The organism is Streptomyces sp. NPDC059534 (assembly GCF_042743475.1).
Lineage (GTDB): Bacteria > Actinomycetota > Actinomycetes > Streptomycetales > Streptomycetaceae > Streptomyces.
On record NZ_JBHWAQ010000073.1, the window covers coordinates 1 to 17,423 of the forward strand.

17 protein-coding genes are annotated in these 17,423 nt (G+C 70.1%); 10 read left to right on the forward strand and 7 right to left on the reverse strand.

Translation table 11 applies throughout. The annotated features are described in order from the left end of the window. Positions 1-568: 568 nt before the first annotated feature. Complete coding sequence (locus ACFVZH_RS38460; RefSeq protein WP_384905030.1) at positions 569-1,303, reverse strand: SDR family oxidoreductase; 735 nt, start codon at positions 1,301-1,303, stop codon at positions 569-571. Positions 1,304-1,374: 71 nt separating this feature from the next. Between ACFVZH_RS38460 and ACFVZH_RS38465 the strand changes: the two genes are divergently transcribed. Next, on the forward strand, positions 1,375-2,322 hold the full coding sequence (locus ACFVZH_RS38465) for a LysR family transcriptional regulator (protein ID WP_384905032.1): 948 nt from the start codon (positions 1,375-1,377) through the stop codon (positions 2,320-2,322). Positions 2,323-2,351: 29 nt separating this feature from the next. Here ACFVZH_RS38465 and ACFVZH_RS38470 read toward each other — a convergent pair whose 3' ends face one another. Next, entirely contained in the window at positions 2,352-2,579 is a 228-nt protein-coding gene (locus ACFVZH_RS38470) for a hypothetical protein (RefSeq protein WP_384905034.1), read from the reverse strand. On the opposite strand from ACFVZH_RS38470, the gene ACFVZH_RS38475 reads away from it, so the two are divergent. The 4 genes from ACFVZH_RS38475 (at position 2,487) to ACFVZH_RS38490 (ending at position 5,982) form a co-directional block, all read left to right on the forward strand. Then, positions 2,487-2,927 carry a hypothetical protein gene (locus ACFVZH_RS38475; protein WP_384905060.1) on the forward strand — a complete coding sequence of 147 codons (441 nt, stop codon included), beginning with the start codon at positions 2,487-2,489 and terminating at the stop codon, positions 2,925-2,927. The two genes, ACFVZH_RS38470 and ACFVZH_RS38475, sit on opposite strands and share 93 nt — an antisense overlap. A 910-nt stretch (positions 2,928-3,837) precedes the next feature. Further along, entirely contained in the window at positions 3,838-4,002 is a 165-nt protein-coding gene (locus tag ACFVZH_RS38480) for a hypothetical protein (RefSeq protein ID WP_384905036.1), read from the forward strand. A gap of 494 nt (positions 4,003-4,496) precedes the next feature. After that, a complete protein-coding gene (locus ACFVZH_RS38485) occupies positions 4,497-4,976 on the forward strand; it encodes a hypothetical protein (RefSeq protein ID WP_384905037.1) in 480 nt (159 codons plus the stop codon). Between the two features lie 310 nt (positions 4,977-5,286). Further along, positions 5,287-5,982: a response regulator transcription factor gene (locus ACFVZH_RS38490; RefSeq protein WP_384905039.1), complete on the forward strand. Its 696-nt coding sequence runs from the start codon at positions 5,287-5,289 to the stop codon at positions 5,980-5,982. Between the two features lie 36 nt (positions 5,983-6,018). Here the strand turns inward: ACFVZH_RS38490 and ACFVZH_RS38495 are convergent, their stop codons facing one another. After that, complete coding sequence (locus tag ACFVZH_RS38495) at positions 6,019-7,029, reverse strand: class E sortase (RefSeq protein WP_384905041.1); 1,011 nt, start codon at positions 7,027-7,029, stop codon at positions 6,019-6,021. A 293-nt stretch (positions 7,030-7,322) separates the two neighbouring features. Here ACFVZH_RS38495 and ACFVZH_RS38500 point away from each other — a divergent pair, with 293 nt between their 5' ends. Further along, positions 7,323-8,291 (forward strand): peptidoglycan-binding protein, encoded by a 969-nt coding sequence (locus ACFVZH_RS38500; protein ID WP_384905042.1) that lies wholly within the window; start codon positions 7,323-7,325, stop codon positions 8,289-8,291. Positions 8,292-8,935: 644 nt separating this feature from the next. Continuing rightward, positions 8,936-9,313, forward strand: a complete 378-nt coding sequence (locus tag ACFVZH_RS38505; protein ID WP_384905044.1) for a peptidase inhibitor family I36 protein — start codon at positions 8,936-8,938, stop codon at positions 9,311-9,313. A gap of 467 nt (positions 9,314-9,780) precedes the next feature. Here the strand turns inward: ACFVZH_RS38505 and ACFVZH_RS38510 are convergent, their stop codons facing one another. The 4 genes from ACFVZH_RS38510 to ACFVZH_RS38525 form a co-directional block, all read right to left on the reverse strand. Further along, on the reverse strand, positions 9,781-10,692 hold the full coding sequence (locus ACFVZH_RS38510) for a carbohydrate ABC transporter permease (protein ID WP_384905046.1): 912 nt from the start codon (positions 10,690-10,692) through the stop codon (positions 9,781-9,783). Next, positions 10,689-11,606: a carbohydrate ABC transporter permease gene (locus ACFVZH_RS38515; protein ID WP_384905048.1), complete on the reverse strand. Its 918-nt coding sequence runs from the start codon at positions 11,604-11,606 to the stop codon at positions 10,689-10,691. The genes ACFVZH_RS38510 and ACFVZH_RS38515 overlap by 4 nt, the downstream gene beginning before the upstream one ends. Positions 11,607-11,641: 35 nt before the next feature. Next, positions 11,642-12,904, reverse strand: a complete 1,263-nt coding sequence (locus tag ACFVZH_RS38520; RefSeq protein WP_384905050.1) for an extracellular solute-binding protein — start codon at positions 12,902-12,904, stop codon at positions 11,642-11,644. 322 nt (positions 12,905-13,226) lie between these two features. Next, the gene (locus ACFVZH_RS38525) at positions 13,227-14,027 is read right to left on the reverse strand and encodes a DeoR/GlpR family DNA-binding transcription regulator (RefSeq protein WP_384905052.1); all 801 of its coding nucleotides are present in this window, start codon (positions 14,025-14,027) and stop codon (positions 13,227-13,229) included. A gap of 366 nt (positions 14,028-14,393) precedes the next feature. Here ACFVZH_RS38525 and ACFVZH_RS38530 point away from each other — a divergent pair, with 366 nt between their 5' ends. From ACFVZH_RS38530 to ACFVZH_RS38540, 3 genes are all read left to right on the forward strand, one after another. Beyond that, positions 14,394-15,329: an ROK family protein gene (locus ACFVZH_RS38530; protein ID WP_384905054.1), complete on the forward strand. Its 936-nt coding sequence runs from the start codon at positions 14,394-14,396 to the stop codon at positions 15,327-15,329. Next, positions 15,326-16,258, forward strand: a complete 933-nt coding sequence (locus ACFVZH_RS38535) for a 1-phosphofructokinase family hexose kinase (protein WP_384905056.1) — start codon at positions 15,326-15,328, stop codon at positions 16,256-16,258. The genes ACFVZH_RS38530 and ACFVZH_RS38535 overlap by 4 nt, the downstream gene beginning before the upstream one ends. Before the next feature lie 76 nt (positions 16,259-16,334). Next, positions 16,335-17,285 carry an SIS domain-containing protein gene (locus tag ACFVZH_RS38540; protein ID WP_384905058.1) on the forward strand — a complete coding sequence of 317 codons (951 nt, stop codon included), beginning with the start codon at positions 16,335-16,337 and terminating at the stop codon, positions 17,283-17,285. Positions 17,286-17,423 lie beyond the last annotated feature (138 nt).

Genomic DNA, 17,423 nt, shown 5'->3' on the forward strand with positions numbered 1-17,423 from the left:
GTCAGGCCCCCACCCTCCGGATACCTCATCCCACCGGCATACCGCAGGGATCATGAACCGTCACTCCCCGACGACAACCCGAAAACCTCAGTAATCATCCGGTGATGGCATATTTGAGGCCCATGAGCACCGGCCGGTGATTCTTAAGGGTTCCTTGAGGTCACGATCAGGCGGGAATGAGGCTGCCCCTCAATTCATGGCATGAGAGAGCGTCATACCCCTTGCCGCATATGACACATGGGGCAAACGCCTGTGCCATAATCCTCTTGCGTGCACGAGGTCTTCCGGCTCTCTCCGGGACACCTCCGCCCTGCCGGCGTCCCCCGCTGGAGGGCAGGGCCCTACCGGCACGCACTCCGCACGGCGCGGATGGTCTGGTCTCCCCCGTCCGGCCGTCCGCGCCGTGCCCCTTTCCCGCTTCCTTCGCCTCGTGCCCGTCTTGGCTTGTGCGCCCACCAACTACCAGTAAGGCCGGTGCGGATGGGCGCCGCGCAAGAGGCCGGTGATCGTCACGGCGGGGGTGAGAACACCCCCGTCGGGCTTCGGGCGGAGACGGCGCGGCATGGTCTCACCAGGGAATCGGCCCGTCCTCGGCCAGAAGGGCGCCCGTCGGGCCGTCCTCGCCCGCCGTCGCCAGGTCAACCGCGACGGCCGCGCCCTCCTCCGCCGTGCGTATCCCGGAGTGGCGGTTGAGGTCGGTCGCGCAGTAGCCGGGACTCACCGCGTTGACCAGGATCCCTTCGGCGCGCAGTTCATTGGCGTAGAGCACGGTGATCGCGTTCAGCGCGCTCTTCGAGGTGCAGTAAGGGAGGAGAATCGAGTAGTAGGCGGACCACGGGCTGCCCGGGTCGGCCAGGTGGGTGAGGGAGCCGAGTTCACTGGACATGTTGACGATGCGTGCGGCGGCGGAGCGGCGTAGCAGGGGGAGCATGGCGTGGGTCACCGCGATGACGCCGAACACGTTGGTCTCGTAGACCTGCCGGACGGTGGCGGCGGGGGTCTCGCTCGGCTTTTGCGGTCCGGCGGCGATCGCGGCGTTGTTGACGAGGATGTCGAGGCGGCCGAACGTGGCGTCGATGTGCTTGGCGGCGGCCTGGACCGAGATCTCGTCGGTGACGTCCAGCGGTACGAACCGTACGTCGGCGCCGTCGGCGCGAAGCTCCTCGGCCGCCGCCTCGCCACGCTCGGCGTTGCGGGCGCCGATCAGCACGGTGATGCCGAGGGCCGCGAGCCTGCGCGCCGTTTCCTTGCCGATGCCCTTGTTCGCACCGGTGATCAGAGCAGTCTTCTGCGAAGTCGTCATGACACCCAGCCTCTCCTCACCCACAAGCGGTAGGGAAAGACCGGAAGGCTCTGGATCTATAGTCCACAGATATGAGTGAGCTGGAGGTGCGGGAGCTGAGGTACTTCATCGCGGTCGCCGAGGAACTGAACTTCAGCCGGGCCGCGCAACGCCTGGGGATGGCGCAGCCGCCGCTGTCGAAGGCGATCGCTCAGATGGAGTCCCGGCTCGGTGTACGCCTGCTGGAGCGCACCACCCGGCAGGTGAGGCTGACCACCGCCGGTCAGGTGCTGCTCGACCAGGCCCGGATCGCGGTCGACGCGGTGCACGCGGCGGCCCGGCGTGCATGCCGGGCCGGTCAGTCGACGCCCCAGCTCGTCGTGGCGGTCAAGCCGGGAGGCGATGCCGGGCTGCTGCGGGACATCCTCGCCGCCTACCGGGGAACGGGTTCGCATCTGCCGCCGCCTGAAGTCGTCGTCGGCGGCAGCGGAGAGGCGATCGCCATGCTGCGGGACGGCCGTGCCGACGTAGCGCTGCTGCGCAGCCCGTTCGACGGTCAAGGGCTGGATTCCCAGACGCTCGTGGTCGAACCGCGACTGGCCGTCCTCCCCGCCGCGCATCGCCTGGCCGGACGCCGGCGACTGCGGCTGACCGACCTCAAGGGCGAACCGATCCCGCGCTGGAAAGGGGCCGACCCCTCCGCCACCGCCTACTACACAGGATGCGACGGAGCGGAAGCAGGCGACGGCCACACAGGCTTGGCGCCGGCCGACACTCCTGAGGGGCCGCTCGTGGCCAGCGTCGAACAACTCCTGGAGGTGGTCGCGCTGGGCCAGGCGGTGGCCTTCCTGTCACTCTCCACCACCAAGCGGCACCAGCGCCCGGACATCGCATACCGGCCGGTCACCGGCCTCAGCCCCAGCGCGGTCATGGTCGCCTGGCCGGAGACCTCGCGATCCGCAGCCGTCGCCGCCTTCGTCCAAGCCGCCCACGACGTCGCCGCCCACCACCCCGACCACCTGACCGCACTGGCCGACTGACCGGGGGCAGTAGGCCCTCGCCATGACGATCACCGCAGGACCGATTTCAGACCACCACCAGCGCGAAGAAAGGCCGGCACCCCCCTCAGCCGCCACCGCCGTGCGCATGCCGCCTCGTCCCCGCGCTCGACCACTACGGCCGATCCCTCAAGGACCTGGTCAACATGGTCGGCGAACTCCGCCGCCGCGAGATCGGCTTCTGCTCTCTGCACGAACGCCTGGACACCACCACCCCCGACGGCCGTCTCGTCTGCCACGTCTTCGCCGTTCCTTCGCCTACCGCGGCTATGCCGTCAGGGAGCGGTGGCGGCCCGGGGGTCGGAGAGCGGCCGCGGACGTCTCGTCGGCAGCGGCCGCGGCCTCGTCCTGGACGGCCGAGGGCAGCTCCAGGACGTAGGTGCCGCCACCGGCGTCCGGCGCCCGATGCGCGCGGAGCGTCCCGCCGTGGGCGGTGGCGATGCGCTGGACGATGTCGAAGTGCTCCCGTGCGCCGCCGTTGCAGGGGCCGCGCACCTCGATGCGCAGGAGGCTGCGCTGGTGCAGGGCCGCGACGAAGACGTGGTGCGGTCCGAGGCCGGCCGCGTCGTCCTCATCGGTGTGGATGACGTGGGCGATCAGCCGGCCGACGGCGGTCGTCATGTCGTCGGGGTCCACATGGACGAGGAACTTCGGCGCGTGGACCGAGAACCGCACGCGGCCCGGTCCCGCGAAGGCCGCCGCCGCCCGCACCCCTGCCTGCACCAGGTCGTCGATGAGCACCGTGCGCCGCTGCGGTCCCACCGGCGTGCTGTCGTGGCGGTACGGCCGGGACCGGGCGTCCACGACGGCCATGGCCATGCGCACGTCCGCCGCCAGGGCTTCGAGGCTGACGGTCGCCTCGGGCCACAGCGGGCGGGAGCTGTCTTCCGCGAGCCGGCTCATCTCGGCGTGCAGGTGGTGCAGCGCCCCCCTCAGGGGGCCGGAGAGGAACTCGGTGAGCTCGCGGGTGTGGTCCACGGCCCGGTCGGTGCACTGCTGCTGCCTTTCGAGTTCGGCCTTGTGGTTGCGGAGGCAGCGGGTCTGCGCGGCGACGTACTCGTCGGCGAGCCGCTCGTAGGGGCGGCGGTCGGTGAGCGCGACGACGGCGCCGACGGTCCGGCCCTCCTCGGTGACGGGGCGGACGGAGACGTCCGCGGTCAGGCGGGTGCCGTCGCTCGTCCTCAGCTCCTGCGCGAGGAGCCTGCTCGCGCGCCCGGTGCGCAGTACCTCGGCCGGCGGGGCGTCGTCGGCGTCCTGCCTGTCAGGCCGTCGTGGACTCTCGTTCGTCTTCGAGGCCGGGCATGGGCGGTGGCAGGCTTCCCGCCCGCGCTTCCCGGCATCCGTCCGAGCCGCGTCGTCGCCCGCCCACCGCAGGTCATGTGCCCTGCGCCACCGTCACATGGAAACACAGGAGGGACGGTTGCATATGTCTTCGTACCCACGCTTAGGACTTCATTAAGGAAAGCGTTCGGCAGCGCCATCTGTGCCATGGCATATGTGTCTCCCCCGAGGGGATACGTCATGGCCGGCCTCGGCTCCGCGCCGGGACTGCGGTGCACGGTCCGATCGATGGTCGGGGCGATCGTGGTGGTCGGCCCCCTGCCGATCCTCGGCGACGACGAGGCGGCCATCGGCCGGCACCTGCGGAGCGACCGCGGCTGAGCGACCGCGGCCGGTGACGCGGCGCCCGATTCCCGGTGGTTCCACCGGTCGAAGCGGTCATCTTTGTTTATCTCACAATTTCTTAGACACAAATTGGTCGTATGGCCAATAGAGCTCCCCCATGGCATGCCGATACCTGAAAGCCGTGTATGTGAAGGCGATGCCTTACAGTGGGCGTCGGCTTACGCAGCCGACTGTGCGCCACGCGCCGCTCGGCGCACTCGGATTCCGCGTCTTCCTGTGGCATCCGCGGCGTGACCGCGAGTTCGAAGGGAGCGCGTTCCATCAGCAGACACAGCGACGTGTCGCGGCTCCGCACCCTCGCGTCGACACCGCCCGGCGGAGCCCGGGACGAGTCCGCCGCCGGGCGACACCACTGATGTGAGCCCTCTCCGGAAAAGCGAAGAACGACCAGCGGAACACGGAGAAGCCGACAGCGGAAAAGCGGCGGGGCGACGTCCTGCGCGTCCGCCCCATTCGACGAAGAGAGAAGCATGCCGGGAGAAACGGAACTCACGTCCGCGTACAGCAGCAAGGTCGCCGATGACCTCGAGCGCAATGTGGCGGAGCAGGAGCGGATCCGCGACGAGGTCGAACGTCTGACGGCCGAACTCGACGAGCTGACGCACGACCACGGCGTTCTGATCAATCTTCAGCAGGCGCTTCAGGCCGGCGCTCCGGCATCCGGCCGCCAGGTCCCCCGGCAGAAGGCCGGGAAGGGCGGGAAGGCCGGGAGGAATTTCGGCGCCGGAAAGCCCACGCTCGTCGACCTGATCCGCCATTACCTCGCCACGAGCAGCACTCCCTGTTCCGCGTCCGAAGTGACGACCGCCCTCGGCGAGCAGCACCGCGACCGGCATATCCAGACCACCGTCGTCCGCACCTCCTTGGAGAACCTCGTCGCCAAGGGGCAGGCACACCGCACCAAGCAGGGGTCCTCCGTCTTCTATACCGCGGCCACCCCCGCGAAGTAGCGGACCGGCCCCTCCGCCGGTCTGCACGCATTTCCGGGACCGCTCGAAGCATCGATCCCCTCCCGCCGGCGAGAGCTCCCGGCGTCGCCGTCTGCGGCACATGCCATCTTAGGAGGCGATGTGCGCGGGAGGGGTTAACTCGGGCTTTCCGATGTCTTAAAGATCCTTAACCGGGCAGGTGTGCGATGCGGCCCGCAGCGGCCCACCCTCGCCCTGCGGCCGACATGCCGCCGCATGCCATGCCCTCCCATTCCATCCGGTACCTGCCCCGGCGTCACCACACATATGTGTGTCACGTAGCGTGCACCACATGGCAAAGGTGCTACTCGTCGAGGACGATCCGTCCGTTCGCTCCGCCCTGCACAGGTGTCTCTCGGACGCCTCGTACACCGTGCGGGATCACGGGACGGCCTTGGGCGCGCTGCGCGCCGTCCTGGACGAGCCGTTCGACGTGATGGTGCTCGACCTGGGCCTGCCCGACCTCGACGGCCTGGAGATGCTCAGGATGCTCCGTACCGTCTCGGACATCCCCGTCGTCGTCGTGACGAGCCGGCACGACGAGCGCGAGATCGTACGGGTGCTGGGCAGCGGGGCCGACGACTACCTCGTCAAGCCGTTCTCCGTGGAGCACCTCATCGCGAGGATGACCGCGGTGCTGCGGCGGGCGGCCTCCGGCACCGGGGCCCGGTGCTCGGACGTCGTGAAGGTGGGCGGTCTCGTCGTCGACGCGGCACGCCGCCTGGCCTTCCTCGACGGCTCCCCGCTGGACCTGACGCGCAAGGAGTTCGACCTCCTGGAGTTCCTGGCGTGGCGCCCCGGAGTCGTCGTGGCGCGCAGCGAGCTGTTCCGGCAGGTGTGGCTGCGGACCTACCGAGGGGAGCGCACCGTGGACGTCCATCTCTCCTGGCTGCGCCGGAAGCTCGGGGAATCGGCGACCCGGCCCCGGTACCTGCACACGGTCCGCAACGTCGGGATCAAACTGGAGGCCCCGGAGGCGTTGGCCTGAGGGGCGGGCCGGAGCCCGGGCGGTCGCCCGGGCTCGTCAGCCTGCGAGCGCTTGCGGCTTTCCCTTGCTGCGCGGGCGTTCTTCGACCAGCCTGCCCCACACGATCATGCGGTAGGTGCTGGTGAACTCGGGTGTGCAGGTGGTCAGCGTGATGAACCGGCCGGGCTCGGTGAAACCCGAGCCCTTCGGGACGGGTTGGATGACCGAGACGTTCGACGGCGAGGTCTGGGGCAGGATGCTAGCCATCTCGTACGTGTAGTACGCGTTCTGCGTCTCGACCACGATGGGGTCGCCGGGCGTGAGCCGGTTGATGTAGCGGAACGGTTCGCCGTGGGTGTTGCGGTGGCCGGCGACGGCGAAGTTGCCCTGCTTGTCGGCGGGCATGGCCGTCTTGAGCGTGCCCTCGCCGTAGTGGCCGACCATGCCCTTGTCCAGGACCTTGCTCTTGCTGATGCCCTCGGCGATGGGGACGACGACGTCCAGTTTGGGGATGTACATGATGGCGAAGCCCTGCCCGGGCTCGAACGCGTCGGGCTTGTCGCCGTCGTCCTCGCCCTTGGCCCAGGTGTCCTCGATCTGCTCCTTCGCCCGGTCGGTCTCCTGCCCGGCCAGGACGTTGGTCCACCACAGCTGGTAGGTGACGAAGAGCAGCATGACGACGCCGAGGGAGATGAACAGCTCGCCGACGACCGCCCCGACAGCGTCCGTGGCCGCCCTCGCCTCCCGGGCCGCACGCCGCGCCTCCACGCGGGAGAGGGGGCGCCCGTCGGTGGTCCCGGTGGCGCCCCGGTTCGGCACGGGCGCGGTCCTGCGGCCTCTGCCGCGCCCCTGCTCGGCGGCGGCGGCGCGGCGGCGTTCGGCCCGCCCGGGCCCGGGGAGGGCCTCCATGGGTGCGTGAGCCGGGCTTGCGTGCCGGCCGGCGTCGTACGGGGCGCCGGCCGAGGGCGTCACGCCGGGCGCGGACCACGGAGGCCGCGCGGTGCGACGACGCCTCCGTCGCGCTCTGCCGTGTGTGCCGTTCCGGCTGGGTTCGACGTGCCATGGCATGTACCACTGCCTCCTGTCTCTCTATGGCATCACCCGGAACTGTATATGCACGATTCGGGGGGCTGTCGCCCCGTGAAGTCGGGTGGACGCAGGCCGTTCTGGTGGCGCGTCACCCACATATGGGCGGGGGTCGGGGTGACGTGCGTCACTTATTAAGGGTTGTTTAAGAACCAACGCCGCGAGCGCCCGGTTTTGCGTGACTCGTCCGCAGTTGACGCTTGCCTTGAGTGGCGGTCAAAGTCTCCTCGACTCCCCCCCGACACACACGGCTTCGCCACATATGGAGCACCCGCATGCGCAACAGGACTGCCCTGACCACAGCAGTCACATCCAGCGCCACCCCCGAACCGGAGGCATGGCCCGCGCCGGGCGACGAGGTCTTCGGGAAGGTCGCCCGCCCCGGCGGTGACGGTCCGAGGGCCCGCGTGCAGGACGTCGAGCTCTTCGACGCCACGCCGAGCCTGCCGGCGGTCTCCAGGGCGGGCGGCTCGCACGCGCGCCACCGGGCGGGGAAGCCCCGGCACGTACGGAAGGCCCCGCGGGCACGGAGGGCCGCGCCACCGCCCGAGCGCGAGCGCGAGCGGCGCAGCGGCATGTCGCTGCCCCTGCTCATCACGGGTGCGCTCGCAGCCGGGTTCGGACTGTCGGTGGGGCTGACCTCCGGAATGGACCGGGGGCCCGCGGACGAGCTGACCCTCACGATGCCCGATCTCCCGCCGCCCCAGGAGACCCCGGACGCCGAACCGCCGTCCCCCACCCGGACGCCGACGCCCCCTCCGCCGGCCACGACACCGGCCACCGTGCCCCCGGCCACCGGCACGGCCGGCCCGCGGCCGACGGTGTCCGGCCGCCCGACGACCTCGGCGGCGCCCCGCACCCCGGCGCGGACCTCCGCACCGCCCACGCGCCCCACCCGCCGGCCCGATCCGACCCCGCCGCCGACCCGCACCACCCCGCCGCCCGAGGACCCGGACACACAGGTACTCCGCCTCGGCAGCACCGGTCCCGAAGTCGCGGACCTCCAGCGTCGGCTCCAGCGGCTCTACCTGTACCTCGGATCGACCGACGGCGTGTTCGGCCCCTTCCTGGAGGCGGCCCTCAGTCGCTTCCAGAGAGCCCGCGCCATCCCCGAGGAACGCGGCGTGTACGGTCCGCTGACCCGCGCCGCCCTCCAGGCCGAGACCGCCCGCGGCGACCGTCCGGGCCGCGGCGGCCGCGGCGGCGCCTGGGACGGGTGGAGCGGCCTGGGCGGCCTCGGCTAAGGGTGCGAAGTCGACGGGTACCAGGAGCCGTCGAAGTGCCTCGCCCCGTGCCGGCTGCCCGCGCGCCGGACGGGCCATCGCGGGCGAGGCGGCGACGGCCCCGACGCCCCAGCGGTCGCGGACCCCGGCCTCGACGACACCGCCGCCGCGCCCGAAGTCCCCTCCCTCGTACCGCAGTCCGGCCCACGTCGCCGCGCCGGACGCCACGTCAGACGGCCGGGGCCGCTGAGGGCGTCGCCGATGCACCTGTCGTCCGCGTACGCGGAGAAGTCCGCCCGTCCTACGCGGCCTGCCCGGCATCGGCGCCGCATTTCCCCGCACGCTTCCCGACCGGTCGACGACCCGGAGCGCATGCGGTCCCCGAACGCGTGAAAGGCCGCCCTGGCCGGGCGGACGTACTCATGATTGAATACACAGAGTCACTGTTTGACTTCCTAGCGTAGCAACGTCCCCGGCTCGGCCTTGTGCCGAGCCGGCTGTGGAGGTGGCCGACACCCTCCTCCGCAACGCCCTTCGCCAGGTCGGGTGATCCCGCCGCGCGTGGAACCGGGGGCCGCGGGCGCCTTCGACCCCGGCGGGGACAACAGGGTCGGCTCGACCCGCCTCGGCGAATGCAGCACCTGACACCGAACTTTGGAGCTCTCATGCGAGTCCGGAACCTTCTGACCACACTGATCATGACGGTGGCCGCGCTGTCCCCCGCCACCGTCGCCCATACGGCTTCCGAACTGCCGTCGGCGCCGAGGGCGGAATGCCCGGCAGGCCACATCTGCCTCTGGGAGGGCCCCGACTTCCAGGGCTTCCAGTGGGGCGGCCCGCCCGAGCCCAACGAGGAGCCGAACGGCTGTGTCGACTTCACCGAGAAGTCGCCGGGATCGGTCATCAACAACTCCGACCGGGCGTACTACGTGTTCCGGGAGGGCACGTGCACGAACGCCGGCCGCGCCATGGACCTTCCCCTTGGGGAGTCTCCGCGGTTCCCGTGGCGAGTCGGCTCCGTCTCGTGGTGCCGAGGCTGCTGATCACACCGCAGACGCACGCCCCGGTCCCTGCCGAGCCCGATCGCGGTCGCCCGCTGACCGGTCAACGCGAGTTGGTCCCCAACTGGTCCCCAAGATCCCAGGGACTCGGCAACGCCGCGGTAGCGGGGGCCGGCCGTTCATCGGACAGGGAAGCGCCCCTCGCAGCACCGATCGCGGTGGATCCCTCGCAGTCGCAGCCCATCTACCCCTGATCGCCGGCGGGCGCCAGGAAGCGGCCTACGCCAAAAGCGGATGAGTCCGCGAAGACGAGAGTCAATTGACTGAATGCCCCGCGTGGAGTCCGCGGGTCAAGGTTTCGAGAGCGGACCGGAGAGTCTCCAGCGCGGAGCCCTCTGCTGTCAGGGCATGTCGGGGTCGGGGCGAGGGCTTCCTCTTGCCTGGTGGAACGGCTGGTGGCCCGCTCCCTGCCGATCGTCGGGCGTACGACAGGGAGCGGTCGGCAGGGGTTACTTGACGGAGCCGGCGGTGAGACCGGAGACGACCTTGCGCTCGATGAGCGCGAAGAGGATCACGACGGGCACGATGGCGATGACCGAGCCGGCGAACAGGAAGTTCCACTGCACGGTGTAGTTGCCGATGAAGCTGTTGATGCCGACCGTGAGGGGCTGGCTCTCGGGAACGGTGGAGAGAGTCAGGCCCATGACGAACTCGTTCCACGCGGCGATGAAGGTGAAGATCATCGCGGTGACGACGCCGGGCATCGCCAGCGGCAGGGTGATCCGCAGGAGCGCGCCTGCCCGGCCCAGGCCGTCGATCATGGCCGCTTCTTCGAGCGCCTCGGGGATGGAGGAGAAGTAGGCGGTGAGGATCCAGATCGCGAAGGCAAGGTTGAAGGCCGCGTTGCAGAGGATCAGGGTCCAGACGGAGTTGAGCATGTCGAGCTGGTAGAACTCGCGGTAGAGGCCGACCAGCAGCGACGTCGGCTGGAACATCTGGGTGATGAGGACCAGCAGCAGGAAGAGCTTGCGGCCGCGGAACTTCATGCGCGCGGTGTAGTACGCGGCGGGGATGGCGACCAGCAGGACGAGCAGCGTGGAACCGGCGGAGACGAGCAAAGTCACCCGGAGGTTGTCCCCGAGGTGGGACTCGCGCCACACGTCGATGAAGTTCGCCCACTCGAACGTGCTCGGGACGTAGGTGGCGTCGCGGAGTTCGTGGGCCGGCCGGAGCGCGGTGACGATCATCTCCAGGTACGGCAGCAGGAATACCGCAGCCAGAGGCCAGGCGACGGCCGCGATCAGCAGGGTACGGGGAGTGACGGACCGCTGGCGCCGGTTCCGCGGAGGCGCGGGGGCGGCCTCCGGCGCGGCGCCGAAGGGGGCCACGGGGCGGGTGGGGGCGAGGGTGCGCTGGGTCATCGGTTCTCCTCCTGGTTCCAGCGGCTGGCCTTGAGGAAGAGGACGACCATGACCACGACGAGGACGAAGTTGACGACGGACATCGCCGCGGACTCGCCGATGTCGGCGTTCTTGAGCTGGTACATGAAGACCGTGGTGGTGGCGGTGTCACTGTCCGGGCCGCCGCGCGTCATGGACCAGATGATCGGGAACGAGTTGAAGACGTTGATCAGGTTGATCACCATGCCGACGAGCAGCGCCGGACGCAGCAGCGGCAGGGTGATCCGCAGGTACGTCTGCCAGTTGTTCGTGCCGTCCACCTTGGCGGCTTCGTAGACCTCGGTGGGGATGGTCTGGAGGCCGGCGAGCAGGGTGTACGTGGTGAACGGCAGCGAGACGAAGACGGCCACGAACATCATCCACGGCCAGGCGGTGGACGGGTCGCCCAGCCAGTCTTCGGGGCTGTCGATGAGGCCGAGGTCGGTCATCGCGGTGTTGAGGACGCCGGCCGTCTGGTTGAGCATCCACTTGAAGCCGATCGCGGTCATCACGAGCGAGGCGGCCCAGGGTGCGATCAGTGCCCAGCGGGTGACGCGGCGGCCGGGGAACTGCTGGTTGAACAGCTGGGCCAGCGCCAGGGAGATCACCATCGTCACGGTGACCACGACCAGGGTCCAGACCACGGTGGAGACGATGACCGAGGGCAGCGACGGCTCCGCGAACAGCTGCTTGTACTTGTCGAACCCGGCCGAGCCGCGGACGAAACCGCTGCTGCTGATCTTCAGGAACGACGTCCGGACCATCTCGTAGACGGGCCAGAGCACGACCAGGACGATGAGCAGGACCGCGGGGCCGATCCAGGGCAGCGGGCCGAGGCGGGCGAGGCCGCCCCGGCCCTTGCGGCTGGGGCGGGCGGCGGAAGAGGTGGTGGACACGAAGGTGCCTTCCGTGACGGTGCGGAGCGCGGGGCCTACTGGTCGGCGACCGCTGCCTCGGCCTTCTTCTGGAGCTCCCCCAACACCTTCGCGGGGTCGTTCACGGCGGTGCCGCCGCTCTTCTTGATCTCGGCGGAGACGGCGTCCCAGGTGGTGTCGCCCAGCGGGTAGAAGACGGCCTTAGGCAGCAGGGAGAAGAAGGGCTCCAGGTCCTTGTGCTTGCCGTTGGCCGTCATCTCCTTGAGGGTGTCCTCGGTGACCGGCATGAGGTTGTACGTCTCGTCGAACTTCAGCGTGTTCTCCTTGGAGTACGCGAAGTCGAGGAACTTCTTGACCTCTTCCTTGTGGCCGCCGTCCTTGAACGCCATCATCCAGTCGGCCACGCCGAGCGTGGACGCCAGAGCTCCGTTCTTGCCGGGGATGGGCGCGACGCCGTAGTCGACCTTGCCGTCCTTGGACATCTGGATCAGCGAGGGGTGGCCGTTGAGCATGGCCGTCTTGCCGGCCGCGAAGTCCGCGAAGGCCGTCTTTCGATCGGTGGTGGCGGGGTTGGCGTAGGTCAGGCCGGGCTCGACGATGTTCGTCCTCAGCCAGGAGAACGCCTCGATGTTGGCCTTGCTGTCGAGGGTGTAGCCGCCCTTGGCGTCCGTGTAGCCGCCGCCGTTGCCCAGTTCCCAGATCAGGGACTCGCCCTGAGCCTCCTCGGGGCCGAGGGGGAGCGCGTACGGAGTGATGCCGGGCGCCTTGGTCTTGATCTTCTCCGCGGCGGCCCGGATGTCGTCCCAGCTCTTGGGCGCCTCGGCCACACCGGCCTTGGCGAACAGGGTCTTGTTGTAGAAGAGGGCGCGCGCGGAGGCCACGAAGGGGATGCCGTACTGGGTGCCGTCGACCTCGCCGGCCTTGGCGAAGCTGTCGACGAGGTTCGCCCGGGTCGACTCCGAGAGCACGTCCTCAGCCTTGTACAGCAGGTCGTCGGCGACCTTGTCGGCGTAGCCGCCGGTCTGGAGCACGTCCGGTACGTTGCCGCTCTGGATCATTGTCTTGACCTGGGCGTCGATGTCGTTCCAGTTGATGACCTGGACGTCGACCTTGATCTTCGGGTTGGCGGCGGTGAAGCGCTTCGCCACGTCGTTCCAGTAGGCCGTCGAGCTGTTCGACGCCTTGTCCCCGTAGTCCGCGGCGACGAGCTTCAGCGTCACCTCTCCGTTCGCCGAATCGCTGCCGCCTCCGCCGCCACCGCAGGCCGTGAGGGTGAGCACACCGATGGTGCAGGCCGCCACGAACATCCGCTTGTTCATCGTCAGTACCGCCTTCGTATCTGCCGATCGTCACGACGATGCGGCCGGTGGGGTGCAGAAACCGCAGCAGCCTCGGAGCTTGCATGAACCTGGGCTATCTTCCAGGTTTTCGCTCAGTAACGAGCATCTGCCGTGGCCAAAGTAAACACGATGGCGGCCTTCGGTACCAGGGGCTGTGATGCGAACGATGCACAATCAGGCTGGAGTCGGGCGTTTCACGACTCCAGCGCGGGCATCACGTGCGCGGAACAGACCCGCCCCCGTACGCCGTCGGGCGTACGGGGGCGGTGAAGCATGCGTGGTGCCCGTCAGGGCACCCCACTCAGACGGTGATCACTTCGATGCCGGCCTCGGTGAGCTTGGCAGCCATGTCCGGGGCGATGTCCGCATCCGTGACGATGGAGTCGATGTGGTCGAGGGCGCAGATCCTCGCGAAGGCGCGCTTGCCCATCTTGGAGGAGTCCGTCGCCAGGATCACCTTGCGGGCGCGCTCCGCGAAGAGCCGGCTGATGCCGGCCTCGTCCTCCTGGTGCGTCATGACTCCCAGCTGCGGATCCACCCCGTCGACACCGAGCACGGCGATGTCGAGCACCACCTCGTTGAGCACTCCTGCCGTCAAAGGTCCCACCAGCTCGTAGGTCTGCGGCCTCGCCACGCCCCCGGTGACCACGATCTTGAACTGCGGGCGGACAGCCAGCTCACCGGCGATGTTCAGGGCGTTGGTCACGACCGTGTACAGGGGGCCGGAATGCCCCTCTCCCGACTCACCTGCGCCCCCACGTGTCCGCAGGGCCAGGGCGCGCGCCACCTCGGTGGTCGTCGTGCCGCCGTTGAGGCCGACGACGTCCCCCACGCTCAGCAGGTCCGCCACGGCTGCGGCGATCCGCCGCTTCTCGGAGGCCCTGCGGGAGGACTTGTATCGCAAGGGAAGCTCGTACGACACGCCGTGCGCGATCGCCCCGCCCCGCGTGCGGACGAGGAGCCGCTGCTCGGCGAGCTCGTCGAGGTCCCGGCGGATGGTGGCGGGTGAGACGTCCACGGCGACCGCGGCCTGCTCCACGTCCAGCTTGCCCTCGACTGCCAGCAATTCGAGCAACGTGCTCCACCGCGTCTGCTTGGACATTGCCCCAACCCTTCTGTGCCCCTGAGACGTTCGAACCGCACGCTCGGGTTCCCGGCCGCCTGTGCGCCTGAAGGCGCCTGGAGGCGCCTGAACAGGGACCGCTGGACCGAAGGGAGCCTGCGCGAAGTTGATCGTAGCGCGACAACATCGAGCATCACCTCGGACGGCGTTTCCCGCACGCGAGGCGGCCCCGCACCCGTCCGCCGTTCCGTGAACAACCCTTCCAGACCTACCTCACGATCACCTAGTCTGAAAGAATACGCTCGATTTATGGTTGCAGCGCGCATAAACACTCACTCTGAATGGTCGTCAGTTATGGACGTCAGCGCCTCAAGCGCCTCGCCCACGAGCGGTCTCCCGCCGTGTGTGCTCGCTCTCGACGTCGGCGGGACCGGCATGAAGGGTGCGGTGCTGGACCGTGCCATGCGTCCTGTCGTGTCGCTGCACCGCCCGACGCCGCGCGGCGACGGACCGACCGCCGTGGTCGACGCCATCGCCGAGACCCTGCTCGCACTGGAACGGCTGGCCGCGGAACGAGGGCTACGGGTCGCACACACGGGTGTCGTGGTGCCCGGCATCGTGGACGAAGGTCTGCGTCGGGCCGTGTGGTCGGCCAACATCGGCTGGCGCGACCTCCCACTAGCTGCCGTCCTCGAATCGCGCACCGGGCTTCCGGTGGCACTCGGGCACGACGTACGGGCGGGCGGCGCAGCCGAGTGCGCCCTCGGCGCGGCGCGGGGCGCGCGGAACGTGCTCTTCGTCGCGGTGGGAACGGGCATCGCCGCCGCGCTGGTCGCCGACGGCAGGCCGGTCCGTTCGGACGGATTCGCCGGGGAGCTCGGCCATGTGAGGGTGCGCGGGGGCACGGCATGCGCCTGCGGAGGTCACGGCTGCCTGGAGACCTTGGCGTCGGCTCGCGCTGTCGCGAGCGCCTACACCGCGCGTACCGGCCGGCCGGCCGCCGGCGCCGCGGACGTGGCCGCACGCGTGCGGGAGGGCGACCCCGTCGCCCGGGCCGTCTGGGACGACGCCGCGGACGGCCTGGCGGAGGCGCTGGCCATGGCCACCAGCCTGGTCGCCCCTGAACTCGTCGTCCTGGGGGGAGGTCTGGCCGAAGCCGACCGGCTCCTGCTCGACCCCGTACGGGACAGATTGGCAGCGCGGCTCACCTTCCAGCGCACCCCGGTTCTCGTCCGGGCCGGTCTCGGAGACCAAGCGGGTTGCCTGGGCGCCGGCCTGACCGCCTGGCAGGCGGTCGCCCACCACGCCCCCACCCCTTTCACAGGAGCAACCACACCATGATCGTCACCGTCACGCTCAACGCGGCCCTCGACGTCACCTGGGACGTCGCCGAGCTGCGGCCCCGGACGTCGCACCGTGTCCTCGCGGCGCACGAGCGGGCCGGCGGCAAGGGCATCAACGTGGCACGGGTACTCGCGTTCCTCGGGCACGCGCCTGTCGCCACCGGACTGGCGGGAGGGCCGACGGGCCGAGCGGTGCGCGAGGATCTGCGTGCCGCCGGAATCCGTGACTCCTTCGTCGCCGTGGCGGGCGACTCCCGGCGTACGGTCGCGGTCACCTCGCGCGAGGACGGTGACGCCACCGTCTTCAACGGCCTGGGCCCCGAAGTGACCGCCACGGAATGGGCGGCGTTCGTCGCGCACTACACCACCTTGGTCCAAGGCGCGAGCGTCGTCGTCCTGAGCGGCAGCACTCCCCCGGGGCTGCCCGTGGACGCCTACGCGCGCCTGATCCGGATCGCGGCCGCCGAGGGGGCGTCGACCGTGCTGGACACGTCGGGCCCGGGCCTCGTCTCCGCCTTGGAGGCGGGCCCGGACGTGATCAAGCCCAACGCGGCCGAGATCGCGGAGGTGACCGGCTGCGACGACCTGCCGAAGGCGGCCTCGGAGCTCCGCGCCCGGGGCGCCCGGACCGTCGTGGCGTCAGCGGGCCCCGACGGTCTGTACGCCATCACCCCGGAGGGGGCGTGGCGGGCCGCTCCGCCGGAAACGCTCTTCGGCAACCCGACGGGCGCGGGGGACGCCTGCGTCGCCGGGATCGCCTCGGGCCTGGCCGACCGCGCGGCATGGCCGGTCATCCTGTGCGAGGCGGTGGCCCTGTCGGCCGCCGCCGTGCCGTGCGCGGTCGCCGGCGAGATCGATTCCCCGGTCTACTCCCGGTTCCGGCGCAAGATCTCCATCCAGATGCTCGAAACTGCTCAGAAAAGCTGACTTTCACGCATGTATTGACATCTCAAATGCTCGCAACAGAGCATGGGCAATCGACCCTACGAACCCAAGGAATCGCGTGACCACCTTCGAGAGTTCCCGCACCTCCGTCGAGATCACCTCCCAGCCGGACACCTGGCGCCGTGCGGCCGAGTCGGTCGCCCACTTCTCGGATGCCCTGCCGCGTCGGGGTGAGCGCGTCGCGGTCGTCGGCTGCGGCACGTCCTGGTTCATGGCCCTCGCCTACGCAGAGCTGCGCGAGGCGGGCGGGCACGGCGAGACCGACGCCTTCGCCGCCTCCGAGTTCCCGCACGGCCGGAGCTACGACCGCGTCCTCGCCATCACCCGCTCCGGCACCACCACCGAGGTCCTGGACTTGCTGACCCGGGTCAAGGGCGTCACCGCCACCGGCGCCATCACCGCCGACCCCGCGACTGCCGTCATGACGGCCGCCGACGCCGTCGCGGTCCTCGACTTCGCAGACGAACAGTCCGTCGTCCAGACCAGGTTCGCCACCACGGTCCTCGCCCTCCTGCGGGCGCACCTCGAAGCCGAGAACGCCCTGCCGGCCGGTGTCCGCAAGCTGGCCCAGGCCGTCCAGGACGCCGAGCGCGCCACCGCCGAACCCCTCCCGCCCGCCGTCCGCGACGCCGAGCAGTTCACCTTCCTCGGTACCGGCTGGACCTACGGCCTCGCCCTCGAAGCCGGACTCAAGATGCGCGAGGCCGCCGGGGCCTGGACGGAGGCGTACCCGGCCATGGAGTACCGCCACGGCCCGATCAGCATCACCGGCCCGGGCCGTGTGGCCTGGCTCTTCGGTGACGCGCCGCGCGGACTCGCCGACGACATCGCCCGCGTCGGCGGCGTGTACTCCGCCGCGTCCGGCGACGCGAGCGACGCTCTCGACCCGCTCGCCGACCTCATCCGCGCGCAGCGTCTCGCCGTCCACCTCGCCGAGGCCCGCGGCTACGACCCGGACCGTCCCCGCAACCTCACCCGCTCCGTGATCCTCGAAGGCTCCGAAGCCTGAACTCCGCCGACGTCGCCCCGGCCGGGCGGGGGGGGGGTGGGGTCCGCGGCTAGCGCCACCCCCGCCGGTGCACGGCATCTGAACCTTCAGGCACTGCTGACCCTGTCGTTCTGCATCGGCGCGTCCGCGGTCGCACCG